The 15,060-nt window shown below is 74.0% G+C and carries 15 protein-coding genes; 11 read left to right on the top strand and 4 right to left on the bottom strand.

All coding sequences use genetic code 11. The annotated features are described in order from the left end of the window. A partial coding sequence (locus tag ACWF9Z_RS24695; protein ID WP_453605257.1) for a methionine adenosyltransferase domain-containing protein occupies nucleotides 1-585 on the top strand: 585 nt, incomplete at its 5' end. 143 nt (nucleotides 586-728) lie between these two features. Continuing rightward, nucleotides 729-2,855 carry a primosomal protein N' gene (locus tag ACWF9Z_RS24690; RefSeq protein WP_453605255.1) on the top strand — a complete coding sequence of 709 codons (2,127 nt, stop codon included), beginning with the start codon at nucleotides 729-731 and terminating at the stop codon, nucleotides 2,853-2,855. A 231-nt stretch (nucleotides 2,856-3,086) separates the two neighbouring features. Here the strand turns inward: ACWF9Z_RS24690 and ACWF9Z_RS24685 are convergent, their stop codons facing one another. Continuing rightward, nucleotides 3,087-3,695 (bottom strand): hypothetical protein, encoded by a 609-nt coding sequence (locus tag ACWF9Z_RS24685; RefSeq protein WP_453605253.1) that lies wholly within the window; start codon nucleotides 3,693-3,695, stop codon nucleotides 3,087-3,089. A 272-nt stretch (nucleotides 3,696-3,967) separates the two neighbouring features. On the opposite strand from ACWF9Z_RS24685, the gene fmt reads away from it, so the two are divergent. The 7 genes from fmt to ACWF9Z_RS24650 all read left to right on the top strand — a co-directional run bounded on the left by fmt (nucleotide 3,968) and on the right by ACWF9Z_RS24650 (nucleotide 9,877). Continuing rightward, nucleotides 3,968-4,912, top strand: a complete 945-nt coding sequence (gene fmt, locus ACWF9Z_RS24680; protein ID WP_453605251.1) for a methionyl-tRNA formyltransferase — start codon at nucleotides 3,968-3,970, stop codon at nucleotides 4,910-4,912. 107 nt (nucleotides 4,913-5,019) lie between these two features. After that, entirely contained in the window at nucleotides 5,020-6,501 is a 1,482-nt protein-coding gene (locus ACWF9Z_RS24675; RefSeq protein ID WP_453605249.1) for an RsmB/NOP family class I SAM-dependent RNA methyltransferase, read from the top strand. Between the two features lie 248 nt (nucleotides 6,502-6,749). Further along, on the top strand, nucleotides 6,750-7,436 hold the full coding sequence (gene rpe / locus ACWF9Z_RS24670; protein ID WP_453605248.1) for a ribulose-phosphate 3-epimerase: 687 nt from the start codon (nucleotides 6,750-6,752) through the stop codon (nucleotides 7,434-7,436). A 124-nt stretch (nucleotides 7,437-7,560) separates the two neighbouring features. Continuing rightward, nucleotides 7,561-8,574, top strand: a complete 1,014-nt coding sequence (locus ACWF9Z_RS24665) for a sugar-binding transcriptional regulator (protein ID WP_356661385.1) — start codon at nucleotides 7,561-7,563, stop codon at nucleotides 8,572-8,574. A 136-nt stretch (nucleotides 8,575-8,710) separates the two neighbouring features. Further along, nucleotides 8,711-8,935, top strand: coding sequence for a hypothetical protein (locus ACWF9Z_RS24660; protein ID WP_112452447.1), 225 nt, complete (start codon nucleotides 8,711-8,713; stop codon nucleotides 8,933-8,935). A gap of 49 nt (nucleotides 8,936-8,984) precedes the next feature. Then, nucleotides 8,985-9,473 carry a ribonuclease domain-containing protein gene (locus ACWF9Z_RS24655; RefSeq protein ID WP_453605246.1) on the top strand — a complete coding sequence of 163 codons (489 nt, stop codon included), beginning with the start codon at nucleotides 8,985-8,987 and terminating at the stop codon, nucleotides 9,471-9,473. Beyond that, nucleotides 9,470-9,877 carry a barstar family protein gene (locus ACWF9Z_RS24650; protein ID WP_453605244.1) on the top strand — a complete coding sequence of 136 codons (408 nt, stop codon included), beginning with the start codon at nucleotides 9,470-9,472 and terminating at the stop codon, nucleotides 9,875-9,877. The genes ACWF9Z_RS24655 and ACWF9Z_RS24650 overlap by 4 nt, the downstream gene beginning before the upstream one ends. Before the next feature lie 110 nt (nucleotides 9,878-9,987). Here the strand turns inward: ACWF9Z_RS24650 and ACWF9Z_RS24645 are convergent, their stop codons facing one another. The 3 genes from ACWF9Z_RS24645 to ACWF9Z_RS24635 all read right to left on the bottom strand — a co-directional run bounded on the left by ACWF9Z_RS24645 (nucleotide 9,988) and on the right by ACWF9Z_RS24635 (nucleotide 11,418). Continuing rightward, nucleotides 9,988-10,503, bottom strand: a complete 516-nt coding sequence (locus ACWF9Z_RS24645) for a group II truncated hemoglobin (RefSeq protein ID WP_453605242.1) — start codon at nucleotides 10,501-10,503, stop codon at nucleotides 9,988-9,990. Next, a complete protein-coding gene (locus ACWF9Z_RS24640; RefSeq protein WP_453605241.1) occupies nucleotides 10,500-10,829 on the bottom strand; it encodes a putative quinol monooxygenase in 330 nt (109 codons plus the stop codon). Before ACWF9Z_RS24640 ends, ACWF9Z_RS24645 begins: the two co-directional genes overlap by 4 nt. A gap of 94 nt (nucleotides 10,830-10,923) precedes the next feature. Then, nucleotides 10,924-11,418, bottom strand: a complete 495-nt coding sequence (locus tag ACWF9Z_RS24635; RefSeq protein WP_453605239.1) for a hypothetical protein — start codon at nucleotides 11,416-11,418, stop codon at nucleotides 10,924-10,926. A gap of 424 nt (nucleotides 11,419-11,842) precedes the next feature. Between ACWF9Z_RS24635 and ACWF9Z_RS24630 the strand changes: the two genes are divergently transcribed. Continuing rightward, nucleotides 11,843-13,168, top strand: a complete 1,326-nt coding sequence (locus ACWF9Z_RS24630; RefSeq protein WP_453605237.1) for an IS701 family transposase — start codon at nucleotides 11,843-11,845, stop codon at nucleotides 13,166-13,168. Nucleotides 13,169-13,412: 244 nt separating this feature from the next. Further along, a complete protein-coding gene (locus ACWF9Z_RS24625) occupies nucleotides 13,413-14,921 on the top strand; it encodes a GuaB1 family IMP dehydrogenase-related protein (RefSeq protein ID WP_453605235.1) in 1,509 nt (502 codons plus the stop codon). Nucleotides 14,922-15,060 lie beyond the last annotated feature (139 nt).

Raw genomic sequence — 15,060 nt, 5'->3', positions numbered from 1 at the left:
CTCCTGACCCCGGACATCCGCCGCGAGGTCGTCGAGCACGTCCTGACACAGCTCGCGGCCGAAGGCATCAAGCTCGACACCGAGGGCTACCGCCTCCTCGTCAACCCGACCGGGCGCTTCGAGATCGGCGGCCCGATGGGCGACGCCGGCCTCACCGGCCGCAAGATCATCATCGACACCTACGGCGGCATGGCCCGCCACGGCGGCGGCGCCTTCTCCGGCAAGGACCCCTCCAAGGTCGACCGCTCCGCCGCCTACGCCATGCGCTGGGTCGCGAAGAACGTCGTCGCCGCCGGCCTCGCCGCGCGCTGCGAGGTCCAGGTCGCGTACGCCATCGGCAAGGCCGAGCCCGTGGGCCTCTTCGTCGAGACCTTCGGCACCCACAAGGTGGACGTGCAGAAGATCGAGGACGCGATCGGCCAGGTCTTCGACCTGCGTCCGGCCGCGATCATCCGCGACCTCGACCTGCTCCGCCCGATCTACGCCCAGACCGCCGCCTACGGCCACTTCGGCCGCGAGCTGCCGGACTTCACCTGGGAGCGCACCGACCGCGTCGACGCCCTGCGCGCCGCCGCCGGTCTGTAAGACCCCCCGGCGGTAGGACCGCCGAACGCGAGGCCCCGGACCCCAGCGGTCCGGGGCCTCGCGCGTGCCCGGGACACCGCACCGGCGCCCGGCGCCGCCGCCGGGCCCCGCCGTTGTCGGTGGGGTTTGGTAAGAATGCGGGTGTGAGCAGCACCAATGACGCGGGGGAACGGAGCGGGCCGGGCGGTCCGCCGGAACAGCTCGCGCTGATCCGGGAGACGATCGCCGAGGCGAAGGCCAAGGCGCCCAAGGCCAAGCCGCGGACCTGGCGCGGAGCGGCCCTCGCCGAAGAGCTGCCCGTCGCCCGGATCCTCGTCAACAAGGGCGTGCTCCACCTCGACCAGCTGTGGGACTACGCCGTCCCCGCCGACCTCGCCGAGACCGCGCAGCCCGGAGTCCGCGTCCGCGTCCGCTTCGGCGCCGGCTCCCACCAGGTGCACGGAGGCCGCCGCGAGGGCGGCGGACTCATCGACGGGTTCGTCGTCGAACGCCGCGCCGAGTCCGACTACCACGGCGCGCTCGCCGCCCTGGCCCAGGTCGTCTCCTCCGAGGTCGTCCTCGGCCCCCGCATGCTCGCCCTCGCCCGCGCCGTCGCCGACCGGTACGCGGGCAGCCTGGCCGACGTGCTCCAGCTCGCCCTGCCCCCACGCAACGCCCGCGCCGAGGCCACACCGTCCCCCGAGCCGCTGCCGCCGCCCACCGCCCCCGAGCCGGCCGGCTGGGAGCGGTACGCCGCGGGCCCCGGCTTCCTCAGGGCCCTGGCCGCCGGGTCCACCCCGCGGGCCGTCTGGACCGCCCTGCCCGGCCCCGGCTGGGCCGACGAACTGGCGCGCGCCATGGCCGCGACCCTCGCCTCCGGCCGCGGCGCCCTGGCCGTCGTCCCCGACGGGCGCACCGCCGCCCGCGTGGACGCCGCCCTCACCGCCCTGCTCGGCGAGGGACGGCACGCGCTGCTCACCGCCGAGTCGGGGCCCGAGAAGCGCTACCGCCAGTGGCTCTCCGTCAGCCGGGGCTCGGTGCGGGCCGTGGTCGGCACCCGGGCCGCCATGTTCGCCCCCGTACAGGACCTCGGCCTGGTCGCCGTCTGGGACGACGGGGACTCCAGCCACAGCGACGACCACGCCCCCTTCCCGCACGTCCGCGAGGTACTGGAACTGCGCGCGGTCACCGACGGCTGCGCCTTCCTGGCGGGCAGCACCAGCTGCACCGTGGAGGCCGCGCAGCTCGTCGAATCGGGCTGGGCCCGCCCGCTGGCGGCCGACCGGGAGACCGTGCGCACGTACGCGCCCCGGATCCGGACCGTCGGCGACGAACTCCTCGCCCGCGACGGCGCGGCGCGGGCCGCCCGGCTGCCGAGCCTCGCGTGGGAGACCGTACGGGAGGGACTGAAGACCGGGCCCGTGCTCGTACAGGTGCCCCGGCGCGGTTACGTGCCCCGGCTGGCCTGCGAGCGGTGCCGGACCCCGGCCCGCTGCACGGTCTGCGCGGGGCCCCTGGAGGCCCCCGACGAGCGGGACCTGCACTGCGGATGGTGCGGACGGCAGGAGAGCCGCTGGCACTGCGAGGAATGCGGCTCCTTCCGGCTGCGGGCCCAGGTGGTCGGCGCCCGGCGCACCGCCGAGGAACTGGGACGGGCCTTCCCGGCCGTGCCCGTACGGACCTCCGGGCGCGACCACGTCCTCGACGAGGTGCCGGACCGGCCCGCGCTGGTCGTGTGCACGCCCGGCGCCGAACCCGTCGCCACGGGCGACGGGTACGCGGCGGCCCTGCTGCTCGACGGCTGGGCCATGCTGAGCCGGCCGGACCTGCGGGCGGGCGAGGACGCGCTGCGGCGCTGGATCGCCGCGGCCTCACTGGTACGGGGCGACGGGCAGGTCGTGGTGGTCGCCGAGCCGACGCTGCGCCCGGTCCAGGCGCTCGTGCGGTGGGACCCCGTCGGGCACGCGGTGCGGGAGCTCGCGGAGCGGGCCCAGCTGGGCTTCCCGCCGGTCTCCCGGATGGCGGCGGTCGCGGGGGGCACCGCCGAGGCCGTAGAAGCCTTCCTGGCGGGCGCCGCGCTGCCGGCGGACGCGGAGGTCCTGGGCCCGGTTCCGCTGCCGGGACGGCGCGGCGAGGCGTCGCCGGGGGAGCGGGCACTGGTCCGCGTACCGCCGGGCAGCGGGGCAGCGCTCGCCGCGGCCCTGAAGGCGGCCCAGGCGGCCCGGCTGGCGCGGGGCGCCCCGGCGTCGGCGGCCGTCCGGGTCCGCATCGACCCGCCCGAGATCGGCTGAGGGCCGGAGGCCCGGCCTTCCCGAAGGGCACCCTCGCGGCCGGCCACGGGCGGCCGGGGCCGCGGTCCGGGGCGGAGGCGGACCGGCGCGAAGGGGCTGCCGGAGAGCAAGTCGCCCCCGGGACAGGGGGCCCTGCCGCCGGGGACGCAAGACGCCCCCGGCGGAGCGACCGGGTGGGTCGCGCCGTCGGGGGCGGGGTCCGTCGGGGGTCGGCGTCCCGGCGGGGACGGGTCAGCCGTTGCGCGGGCCGGGAAACGCCCCGGGCCGGGCCCCTGCCACGGCCCCGGCGCCTGCCACGGACCCAGCCCCAGCCCCAGCGCCGGTCCCTGCCACGGCCGCTGCCGGGGCCGCCGCGGGGGCGTGGGTCTGGGCATCCACCCGCACCGGCTGCGGCGGAACCGAGCGGGCCGCCGGGACCGTGGGCAGGGGCCCCAGGGTGCGGGTCGTCGTGCCCTCGGCCAGCGGCTCGCGCTCGACGGCCTCGGGGCTCTGCGCGCGCCGGGCGCCGTAGCGCCGGTGCACGGCCTGCTTGGTGACGCCGAGCGCCGAGCCGACCGCGTCCCACGAGAAGCCGAGCGAGCGGTCGAAATCCACCGCGGCGGTGACCAGCGTCTCGACGCTGTCCCGCAGCTCCTGTGCGAGGCGGACGGTGGGCGCGGGCGCCCGGCCGTAGACGACGAAGCCCGTGGAGGGACCTGAGCGACGCGGGCGGTAGACGTTGCCGAGCTGGGCGGTGAGCGTACGCAGAGCATCCACCTGCCGGCGAACCCGCTCGATGTCCCGCACCAGCAGGTGCAGGCTGGCCCGTGCTTGGGCGTCGTGGGTGGCGTGGTCGGCCATGAAGAAGCCTCTCGAACCGGTGCTGAAGAGCGGATAGGGCCGCAGACACCGTTCTGTTTCGCGGCCCGTTTCGGTCAATCTCTCTTGACCAACGCGCCACCGGGCGGCCAGGTCACGCTATGGGGGCGTGTCGGCATATGCGAGGAGCGCGCGTGTGTGCGTACGCCCCCTCGCCGGGCCCGTGGCGTGCGTGCGACGCGCAGGTGGGACGGTGGACGGGCAACCCATAGACTGGTGCGCTGCTGACAGCCGAGATAGCGAGGTAGACCCCAGTGAAGCTCGTCTTCGCAGGTACCCCCGAGGTCGCCGTGCCCGCCCTGGACGCTCTGATCGCCTCCGGGCGGCACGAGGTCGCCGCCGTGGTCACCCGGCCCGACGCACCCGCCGGCCGTGGCCGGCGCCTCGTCGCCAGCCCCGTCGCCGAGCGCGCCGAGGAAGCCGGCATCGAGGTCCTCAAGCCCACCCGGCCGCGCGACCCGGAGTTCCAGGCCCGGCTGCGCGAGATCGACCCGGACTGCTGCCCGGTCGTCGCCTACGGGGCGCTCATCCCGCGGAGCGCCATCGAGATCCCCCGGCACGGCTGGGTCAACCTGCACTTCTCGCTGCTCCCCGCATGGCGCGGGGCCGCGCCCGTCCAGCACTCGATCATGGCGGGCGACCAGGTCACCGGAGCCTCCACCTTCCGGATCGAGGAAGGCCTGGACTCCGGTCCCGTCTACGGGATCCTGACCGAGGAGATCCGCGCCACCGACACCAGCGGCGACCTGCTGACCCGCCTCGCGTTCGCCGGCTCCGGACTGCTGGTCGCCACCATGGACGGCATCGAGGACGGGACGCTGCGCGCCGTCGAGCAGCCCGCCGACGGGATCTCGCTCGCACCGAAGATCACCGTCGAGGACGCCCGGATCGACTGGACGGCGCCCGCGATGCGCGCCGACCGGCTGGTGCGCGGCTGCACCCCGGCGCCCGGCGCGTGGACGGTCTTCCGCGGTGAGCGGCTCAAGCTGATCTCGGTCGGCCTGGTCACCGACCGCACGGACCTGAAGCCCGGCGACCTGAGCGCGGGCAAGAACAACGTCCACGTCGGCACCGGCTCGCACGCGGTGGAGCTGCTGTGGGTGCAGCCGCAGGGCAAGAAGCCCATGAAGGCGGCCGACTGGGCGCGCGGGGTGCGGATCGCGCCCGGCGAGCGGCTCGGCGGGACCGACGTAGGCTGATTTCCGGAGCCGACCCCGTCGCTTCCAGCGTCCACCGCGTTCCACCCCCTCATTCCTCGTTCCTCGTCTCGTCCCCTGGCTTTACGTAACCCCGGAGCACCTTTCACGTGAGCGAACAGCCCCCTCGTCGACCGGCCACCACCTCGGGCAAGGGCGGCGGCAAGCCGGCCAAGACCGGCAAGCCCTACCGCAGGCCCCAGAAGGACCCCGTCCGGATGCTGGCCTTCGAGGTGCTCCGGGCGGTGGACGAACGGGACGCGTACGCGAACCTCGTGCTGCCGCCGCTCCTGAAGAAGGCCCGTCAGGACGAGAGCTTCCAGGCGCGCGACGCCGCGCTGGCCACCGAGCTCGTCTACGGGACGCTGCGCCGCCAGGGCACGTACGACGCGGTCATCAAGGCCTGCATCGACCGGCCGCTGCGCGAGGTGGACCCGCCGGTCCTGGACGTGCTCTCGCTCGGCGCGCACCAGCTGCTCGGGACCCGGATCCCCACGCACGCGGCGGTGTCCGCGAGCGTGGAGCTGGCCCGGGTGGTGCTCGGCGACGGGCGCGCGAAGTTCGTGAACGCGGTCCTGCGGAAGATCGCCGCGCACGACCTGGACGGCTGGCTGGAGAAGGTCGCGCCGCCCTACGAGGACGACGCCGAGGAACACCTCGCGGTCTACCACTCGCACCCCAGGTGGGTGGTCACCGCCCTGTGGGACGCGCTGGGCGGCGGGCGGGCCGGCATCGAGGACCTGCTGGAGGCCGACAACGAGCGGCCCGAGGTCACCCTGGTGGCGCGGCCGGGACGGTCCACGGCGGAGGAACTGCTGGAGGCGGTCGGCGAGGACTCGGCGCTGCCGGGCCGCTGGTCCCCGTACGCCGTCCGGATGGCCGAGGGCGGCGAGCCGGGAGCGCTGGAAGCGGTGCGCGAGGGGCGCGCCGGAGTCCAGGACGAGGGCAGCCAGCTCGTGGCGATGGCCCTCGCGGCCGTTCCGGTCGAGGGCCGCGACGTACGCTGGCTCGACGGCTGCGCCGGCCCCGGCGGCAAGGCCGCCCTGCTGGCGGCGCTGGCGGCCGAGCGGGGCGCGTTCCTGCTGGCCTCCGAGAAGCAGCCGCACCGGGCGCGACTGGTCGAGCGGGCGCTCGCCGGCAACCCGGGCCCGTACCAGGTCATCACGGCCGACGGAACGCGCCCGCCGTGGCTGCCGGGTTCGTTCGACCGGGTGCTGATGGACGTCCCCTGCTCCGGGCTGGGCGCGCTGCGCCGCCGCCCGGAGGCGCGGTGGCGGCGCCGGCCGGAGGACCTGGAGAACTTCGCCCCGCTCCAGCGGGGTCTGCTGCGCGAGGCCCTGTCCGCGGTCCGGGTCGGCGGCATCGTGGGCTACGCCACGTGCTCGCCGCACCTGGCGGAGACCCGGGTCGTGGTGGAGGACGTCCTCAAGGGCCGCGGCGCGGGCGCCGCCCCGGTGGAGGCGGAACTGATCGACGCGCGGCCGTACATGCAGGGGGTCCCGGCCCTGGGCGACGGCCCGGACGTGCAGCTGTGGCCGCATTTGCACGGGACGGACGCGATGTACTTGGCGTTGATTCGGCGGACGGGGTAGGGGCGTGGGCGCGTAGCGCTTGGGTGGGGGGTGGTGCGGGGCGGGGGCTGGACTCACGGGACATCCCCAGGGACCGTCGACGCCCCCGCCCGGCCGCAGCCCAGGCCCACCCCACCGTCAACGCCCCCACCCGACCCGCAGCCCACCCCCACCCCACCGACCCCCCCGTCAGGGCCCCCACCCCCACCCCCCACCCCCACTTCCGGGGTAGTGGCCGGAAGGGATCGGCGGCATGGCACGCTTGGGGCATGGCCGTTCAGATCAATCCCAGCATCTTGTCCGCCGACTTCGCCCGGCTCGCCGAGGAGGCGAAGGCCGTTCAGGGGGCCGACTGGCTGCATGTCGACGTCATGGACAACCATTTCGTCCCCAACCTCACCCTCGGCGTGCCGATCGTCGAGTCGCTGAGCCGGGCCACGGACATCCCGCTGGATCTGCATCTCATGATCGAGGACCCGGACCGCTGGGCCCCGCAGTACATCGAGGCCGGCGCGGGTTCCGTGACCTTCCACGCCGAGGCGGCGGCCGCGCCCGTGCGGCTGGCGCGGGAGATCCGGGCCAAGGGGGCTCGGGCGTCCATGGCGCTGAAGCCCGCGACGCCGATCGAGCAGTACGAGGACATCCTCCCCGAGCTCGACATGCTGCTGATCATGACGGTCGAGCCGGGCTTCGGCGGCCAGCCCTTTCTGGACATCATGCTGCCCAAGATCCGCCGTACCCGGGAGCTGATCTCCCGGCACGGTCTGGAGCTGTGGCTCCAGGTCGACGGAGGGGTCTCGGCCTCGACGATCGAGCGGTGCGCGGAGGCCGGCGCGGACGTGTTCGTCGCGGGCAGCGCGGTCTACGGAGCGGTCGATCCGGCGGCCGCCGTACGCACGCTGCGTGAGCAGGCGGGCGCGGCCATCGCGGCGGCGCCCTGGGCTTGCGACCACTGAGACAAGGCTTGGTGAACAGCTCGGTGAACGGGTGCCGTCCAGGCTGATCAACGGCCGCCGGATCTGACAGGATGAACGGCGAGTCGAGAGTGTGAACAGCAGTGAGGAGAACGCGGTGTCTGCAATGTCGGCGGGACGGTCAGCCCTGCGGATGGGACCCGCGGAGCTGGTGCAGGCGGCGGCCATGGCGCGCCGCTTCTACCTGGAGGGGAAGTCCAAGATCCAGATCGCCGAGGAGTTCGGCGTGAGCCGCTTCAAGGTGGCCCGGGTCCTGGAAACCGCTCTGGAGCGCGACCTCGTGCGCATCGAGATCAGGGTCCCGGCCGAACTGGACGCCGAGCGCTCCGACGCGCTGCGCGCGCGGTACGGGCTGCGGCACGCCGTCGTCGTGGAGTCCCCGGCCGATGCCACCGAGGACGCCCCCGACCCGGAGAACCTGGGCGCCGTAGCCGCCGATCTGCTGGGCGAGCTCGTCAACGAGGGCGACGTACTGGGCCTCGCCTGGGGCCGCTCCACCATCCACATGGCCGCTTCGCTGCACCGGCTGCCTCCCTGCACCGTGGTCCAGCTGACCGGCGTGTACGACGCCGGGACGGCCGAGCGGGGGTCCGTGGAGGCCGTGCGCAGAGCCGCGCAGGTGTCGGGCGGGGACGCGCACCCGATCTACGCGCCGATGCTGCTGCCCGATCCGGCCACCGCGGCCGCCCTGCGCGGCCAGACGGGGATCGCGCGGGCCTTCGAGTACTTCGACAAGGTCACGGTCGCGGCCGTCTCGATCGGCTCCTGGGAGCCGGGGATCTCGACCGTCCACGACATGCTGAGCGACGACGAGCGGGCGCACTACGCCTCGCTGGGCGTCGCGGCCGAGATGTCGGCCCACCTGTTCGACGCGGAGGGCCGCCGGGTCGGGCGGGACCTCGGCGAGCGCTGCATCACGGTGGAGGCCGACCGGCTGCGCCGGATCCCCGAGGTCGTGGCCATCGCCGGCGGGCTGCGCAAGGCCTCCGCGATCGGCGCCGTGCTGCGGTCGGGGCTCGTGACGAGCCTGGTCACCGACACCGCGGTGGCGGACTACCTGCTGACGGAGTCGCAGCCGGGCCTGCGGCCCGCGCTGGAGCGGGCCGACCCCGACGAGTGATTGTTCGGATTGGTCCGATTGTTCGGATCGGCGGCGGTCAAACGCGGACGTGAGATGTTCGCTGATGCGGATGGTGCCGTAATTGAGATCCGAACGGCGGACCGTTCGGCCGCCTGCTGGGCGCATACTGGATGCAATGACTAAGTCCGCAGTACCTCGCCGCCATTTGCCGTCCAGCCCGTTCAAGGCCCCCGTGGAAGCGCCGCTCCGGCACTTCAGCGTCGGCGACCGGGTTACTCACGACGAGCACGGTCTCGGCCGTGTCGTCGCTGTCGAGGAGGGGATCGCTGTCCTCGTGGAATTCGGGCCGGAGGTCCGGAAACGCATCCTGAGTCCGTACACCAAGATGGCCGCTCTCTGAAGCCACCGCGCGATTCGCGGAAAAATCGGATATTTGGCACGATCGGTGCATGATCTTTCGGAACGTGCCCCGATCGTTGCTGCGTGTGCTGGGGGCCGTGTTCCTCTGTGCGGCGCTGGTCGGTGCGGCGGGCTGCAGCGGGAAGAGCTCCGCGCCTGCCGCGACCACCGGCACGAGTGCCGGTGCGACTGCCAGTACCGGAGTTGAGGCCGTCCCGAGCGGGTCCGGCGCGCCGACGGCCGCGCCCGGATGGGCGAAGGGGATGGCGACGGTACGGGCTGCCGCGCTGCCGCAGCAGGCCCGGGACGTGCTGGTGCTGATCGACAAGGGCGGGCCGTACCCGTACCGGCAGGACGGGACGGTCTTCGGGAACTTCGAGAAGGCCCTGCCCCAGCAGAAGCGTGGTTACTACCACGAGTTCACCGTGAAGACGCCCGGTGAGCGGGACCGCGGGGCCCGCCGGATCGTGACCGGCCAGGGCGGGGAGTTCTTCTACACGGACGACCACTACGAGACCTTCAAGGCGGTTCTCCGATGACCCTGGACCCGCAGCCCCTGGCCCCTGCCGTCGCCGCCGCCGAAGCGGCCGGGTGGGCCGTGCTGAGGCTGGACTTGGACGGCGTACGGAGCAAGTCCGAGCTCATGCGGCGGTGCGGGGCGGCGCTGGAGGCGCCGGACTACTTCGGCGGCAACTGGGACGCTCTGGCCGACGCGCTGCGCGATCTCTCGTGGCTGGCGGACGCGCCCGGGCGGCTGGTGGCGGTGACCTCGTGGCGGTCGTTCGCGGGGGCCCGGCCGGACGACTGGGACACCTTGAACGAGGTCCTCGAAGAGGCCGTCGCGTCGTGGCGGTCGGCCGGGGACGGGGAGCTGCGCGTGATCGTGGAGAGGGCGCCGGCCGAGGGCGGGCGGGTCCGGCGGCAGCCGGCCGGCGGCAGCTGACCGGCGCGGAGCGTACGGCGCCGAGCGTACGGCGCCGAGCGTACGGCGCCGAGCGTACGGACGGGCTCCTGTCCGGGCCCCCACGGGTCCGGGCAGGAGCCCGTCGGCGCTCAGCCCTCCGGGATCCAGGGCGGGGTCTGGCCCCAGGACCAGACCGGGATCGCGGCCGCGTCGACCGGGGGCGGGTTGGCGCCCGAGTAGATCAGCGCCATGCGGGTGCCCCACTCGATGTAGTACGCGAACACCGCGCGGAACTCCGGGTCGGTGGGCAGGCCCACCTCGTCGGCCGTGTCCATCAGCAGGTCCGCCCAGCGGCGGCGCTGCTCCTCGGTGATCGCGCGGCCCAGGTGCTGGGTGGCCATGTGCTGATGGCCGCCGTGCGAGGCGGTGTACTGCGCCGGGCCGCCGAAGACCTCCGCCAGCCAGACCGCGACGTGGTGGGGGTGCTCCGCGTCCATGCCGGCGAAGACCGGGGCCAGGATCTCGTCCCGCAGGGCGTGGGCGTAGAAGGCGCTCATGAGGCGGTCCAGCGCCTCCGCTCCGCCCATCCACGCGTAGATGGTGGGCGTGGCGTCGGGCGTGGCGTCGCGTGTGGTGCCGGGCGTGGCGTCGGGCGTGGCGCTCATGAGGGGTCCGCGGCCTTTCCGGGGCCGGCCACCGCGGTGACGAGGTAGTGCTGCATCTCCTCGATCGCCGTGACGTACGGGCGGATCGCACCGAAGAACGCCGGGAAGTGCTCGCCCTTGCGGAACCCGTTCAGGTGGGCGTCGATCGAGGTCCAGCGGATGCGCAGGACGTAACGCTCGGCCTCCTCCTCGCAGCGGGCCAGTTCGTAGTCGATGCACTCCGGGGAGGCGGCCAGGGCCTCGGCGGCCTTGGCGTAGGCGTCCTCGAAGGCGGGCTGGTCGTCCCGTGCGATCCGGTAGCGGATGTATTCGACGGTGGTGGTCATGGTGCCGGTCTCTCCCTGGGGTCGGGCGTTGATCGCCGCTGGTCGACGTCAGGCTCGCGCGGTCAGGCCGGTTTCGCGGAGCCTTTCGCCGTTGTCACCCGGACTTCCGGGAGTCGGTGACGTCGGGGCCCTCGGCGCGGACCTGCCGGACCCGCTCCAGGGACTCGCGCAGCTCCGCCAGCCAGGCGTCCGTGTTGCGCCCGACCAGGCGGACGCACCAGGCCAGCGCGTCGGCACGGCTGCGGGCGACGCCGCCCGCGACCAGGGTGTCGAGGACCTGGCGCTCGGGCTGGCGCAGCCGGGTCATGACCGGGACGGCGAGGTGGGTGAAGACCGTCTCGTCCTCGCCGGAGCGGACGGCCCAGGCGACCTTGCGGCGGTAGAGCTCCTCCGCCTCGCGGGCCACCTCCACGCGCTGTTCGCGGGTGCGTTCGCGGAACGCCGGGACGGATTCGTCCGCCGGGACGGTGCCGAGGACGGTGATCTCCTCCCGGTCCACCGTGACCGAGAGGAGGGAGGCGTAGACGTCCACCGGCAGGCGCTCGGCGAACCAGGCACGAAGCTGCTCGTTCTGCTCGGACGTAATCATGTAATCAACGTTGCGTCCGGTACGTGCTTGATCGCAAGGGGGCCGGGCCCGTGTCCGCCCGTGTTCGCTCTCGGCCCACCGGGCGGCGGCATCGGCGCTTCGCCGGTGAGACCGATGCCGGTCCGTCCGGACCGACCCGCTGCGCACGTGAGGTGCGGAGGGTTATCTTCGAGCCCTTCCGCGCCACCGGGCGATCATGACCCTGGACGGGCAGCCGGAGCGGGCGTTCGGGACGCCCGTTGTCCGCGATGGCCGGATCTGGCGGCAGACGGCAGGATTCGGCGGCCGGCGTCCGATATCTGGGTAGCGTGTGCGGGGAGGGCAGGGCAGAGTCCTCCCCGTGCGCGGGGAGCGTGTGCGCGCCCTGGGGGCCGAAGGGGAGCTCATGGAACGGGAAACGAAGAGGGCCGGGGGACCAGCCCACATGGCTCGCGGCGCCCTGCCGGAGGAATGCACGGCGGAAATCTCGGAATCGATCGACGTCCTGATCTCGCTCCTCTTCGAGTCATTACCTCGGCGGGACCAGCGAAACTGGGCCCGCGTATATGTGAACGGCCTCGTGCGGACCAGCGGAAAGAAAACCATCCGCAACATCGCCGGAACGGGCGCCAGTGCGGTCGAACAGAGCCTCCAGCAGTTCATCAGCAAATCCCCCTGGGACTGGACCCCCGTTCGCCGGTCCCTCGCCCAGCACCTGGAACGCACCGCGGGGCGCCCCCTGGCCTGGGTGGTCCGGCCGATGGTCATCGAGAAGGCGGGCGACCGCTCGGTCGGCGTCGGCCGGCAGTTCGTCCCGCAGCTCGGCCGCACCGCCAACTGCCAGCAGGCGGGCGGGATCTGGCTCGCCTCCAACGAGGCCGGCTTCCCCGTCGAATGGACCCTCACCCTCCCGGGGCCCTGGACGGCCGAACCGCTGCGCCGCCGGCGGGCGGGCATTCCCGACGCCGCGCGCTCGCTCACTCCCGCGCAGGACGCCGTGCACGCCGTCCAGCGGATGGCCGCCACCTGGCAACTCCGGCGCAGGCCGGTGGTGATGGAGGTGTCCGACAGCGAACTCCCGCTGTGCGTCGCGTCCTTCGCGCTCCAGGACATCCCCTTCGTGTTCAAGGTGGAGGGCACCCTGCCCGTCTCCTTCGGCGGAGCGGGACGGCTCGCACCCGGCTCCCACACGGCCCCCGCCCGCGAGCTCATCGACTCCCTGCGCTCCCGGCGCCGCGTCGTCGAGTGGACCCCGCCCGGCCGCTCCGAGGGGGCGGTGACCCTGCTGGCCTCGGCCGCCGTCCTCGCGGCCCCCGGCGAGGACCGGCGCGTCCCCGCTCCGGCCACCCCGCTCCTGCTGGTCGGGGCGTGGACCGAAGAGGCCCTGCTGCCCTCGGAGTTCTGGATCACCAACATCGGTGACCGGCCGCTCGCGCAGCTGTTCCTGCTGGCCAGGCTCGCCGACCGGGTCGCGCTCGATTTCGCCGAGGTGTGCGGACCCGCCGGCATCCGCGATTTCGAAGGCCGCTCCTTCCGGGGCTGGCACCACCACGCCACCCTCGCCAGCGTCGCCCACGCCGCCGTGCTGCTGGGCCTGCGCGGACGGCGGTCCGGTGCGTACCCCGGGCCGCCCCGGGCCGCCGCCGCGCACCCCGGCGCGAGCGCGCGAACCGGCGCCAGCGGCGCCACCCGCGCCGCCCCCGTGTCCCCGGCGTTCCCGCCGCGCCCCGTCCTCCCCGCGCAGGGCGTGCGTCGCGCTTCCGTCCGCTGAGGCCGGACAGTGCGGCGGAGCGGCTCCCGCGCGGGCCGGGCGGCCGGGCGGGCCGGAGCGCGGAGCCAGGGACCGCACCGGGGCCCCGCGAGCCCCCCTCGCGAGGCCCCCACGAGCCCCCCGCGAGCCCCCCGCGACCCGCTCGGAAGCCCCCGAGGGACCAAAGGCCCGTAGGAATCGACCATCCGGCTCCCTTCGTACTGGAGGATCGACCCGGGGTGTGAGAAGGCCCGGTCGTGGGAGAATGAAGTACGTGCGTTCCTCGGCTGCCCTGTCGGGGTCACCTCCGATCGACTGGGATGTTCAGCACGTGCGTTTCCTCAATGACCTGAAGCCGCCGTACGACCTCACGTACGACGATGTGTTCATGGTGCCGAGCCGCTCCGCGGTCGGCTCCCGCCAGGGCGTCGACCTCTCCGCGCCCGACGGCACCGGCACCACCATTCCGTTGGTCGTGGCCAACATGACCGCCATCGCCGGCCGCCGGATGGCCGAGACGGTCGCCCGCCGCGGCGGCATCGTCGTCATCCCGCAGGACATCCCGATCGACGTCGTCACCGACGTCATCTCCTGGGTCAAGACCCGCCACCTCGTGCTCGACACCCCGATCACGCTGGCGCCCACCCAGACCGTCGCCGACGCGCTGTCCCTGCTGCCCAAGCGGGCGCACGGCGCCGGTGTCGTCGTCGATGCCGACGGCCGCCCCGTCGGCGTCGTCACCGACCACGACCTGACCGGTGTGGACCGCTTCACGCAGCTCTCCGAGGTCATGTCGAAGGAGCTCCTGCTCCTCGACGCCGACATCGACCCCCGCGAGGCGTTCAACAAGCTCGACGCCGGCCACCGCAAGCTGGCCCCCGCCGTCGACGGGGACGGCAAGCTCGTCGGCATCCTCACCCGCAAGGCCGCGCTGCGCGCGACCCTGTACACCCCCGCGACCGACGCCAACGGCAAGCTGCGCGTCGCCGCCGCCGTCGGCATCAACGGCGACTTCGTGGCCAAGGCGAAGCAGCTGCTCGACGCGGGCGTGGACACGCTCGTCATCGACACCGCGCACGGCCACCAGGAATCGATGATCAGCGCGATCAAGGCCGTCCGGGCGCTCGACCCGCAGGTCCCGATCGTCGCCGGCAACATCGTCGCCGCCGAGGGCGTCAAGGACCTGATCGACGCCGGCGCCGACATCATCAAGGTCGGTGTGGGCCCCGGCGCCATGTGCACCACCCGCATGATGACCGGCGTGGGCCGCCCGCAGTTCTCCGCGGTGCTGGAGTGCGCGGCCGAGGCGAAGAAGTACGGCAAGCACGTGTGGGCCGACGGCGGCGTCCGTCACCCGCGCGACGTGGCGATGGCCCTGGCCGCCGGTGCGTCGAACGTCATGATCGGCTCCTGGTTCGCCGGTACGTACGAGTCCCCGGGCGACCTGCAGCAGTCGGCCGACGGCCGCCTGTACAAGGAGTCCTTCGGCATGGCCTCGGCGCGTGCGGTGCAGAACCGCACCTCGGAGGAGTCCGCCTACGACCGTGCCCGCAAGGGTCTCTTCGAAGAGGGCATCTCCACCTCGCGGATGTACCTGGACCCGGCCCGCCCGGGCGTCGAGGACCTGATCGACTCGATCATCGCGGGCGTCCGCTCCTCCTGCACCTACGCGGGCGCGGCCTCCCTCGCGGAGTTCGAGGAGAAGGCCGTCGTCGGCATCCAGTCCGCGGCGGGCTACGCCGAGGGCAAGCCGCTGCACGCCAGCTGGAGCTAGTGCCGCTCCCGTGGCCCCCGGCCGTCCCGCGCGGACGGCCCGGGGGGCCGCGGCGTGCCCGGGTGCCGCCCGTAGTTCACAGGGAAGGGGGGGGGGCGCTAGCAGCGGGGCGGGGGGCCGGCGGGGGGGGGCGCCCGGT

The organism is Streptomyces sp. NPDC054961, assembly GCF_053609145.1.
The sequence above is the reverse complement of the archived record's forward strand: the minus strand, read 5'-3'. Positions and strand labels throughout refer to the sequence as shown.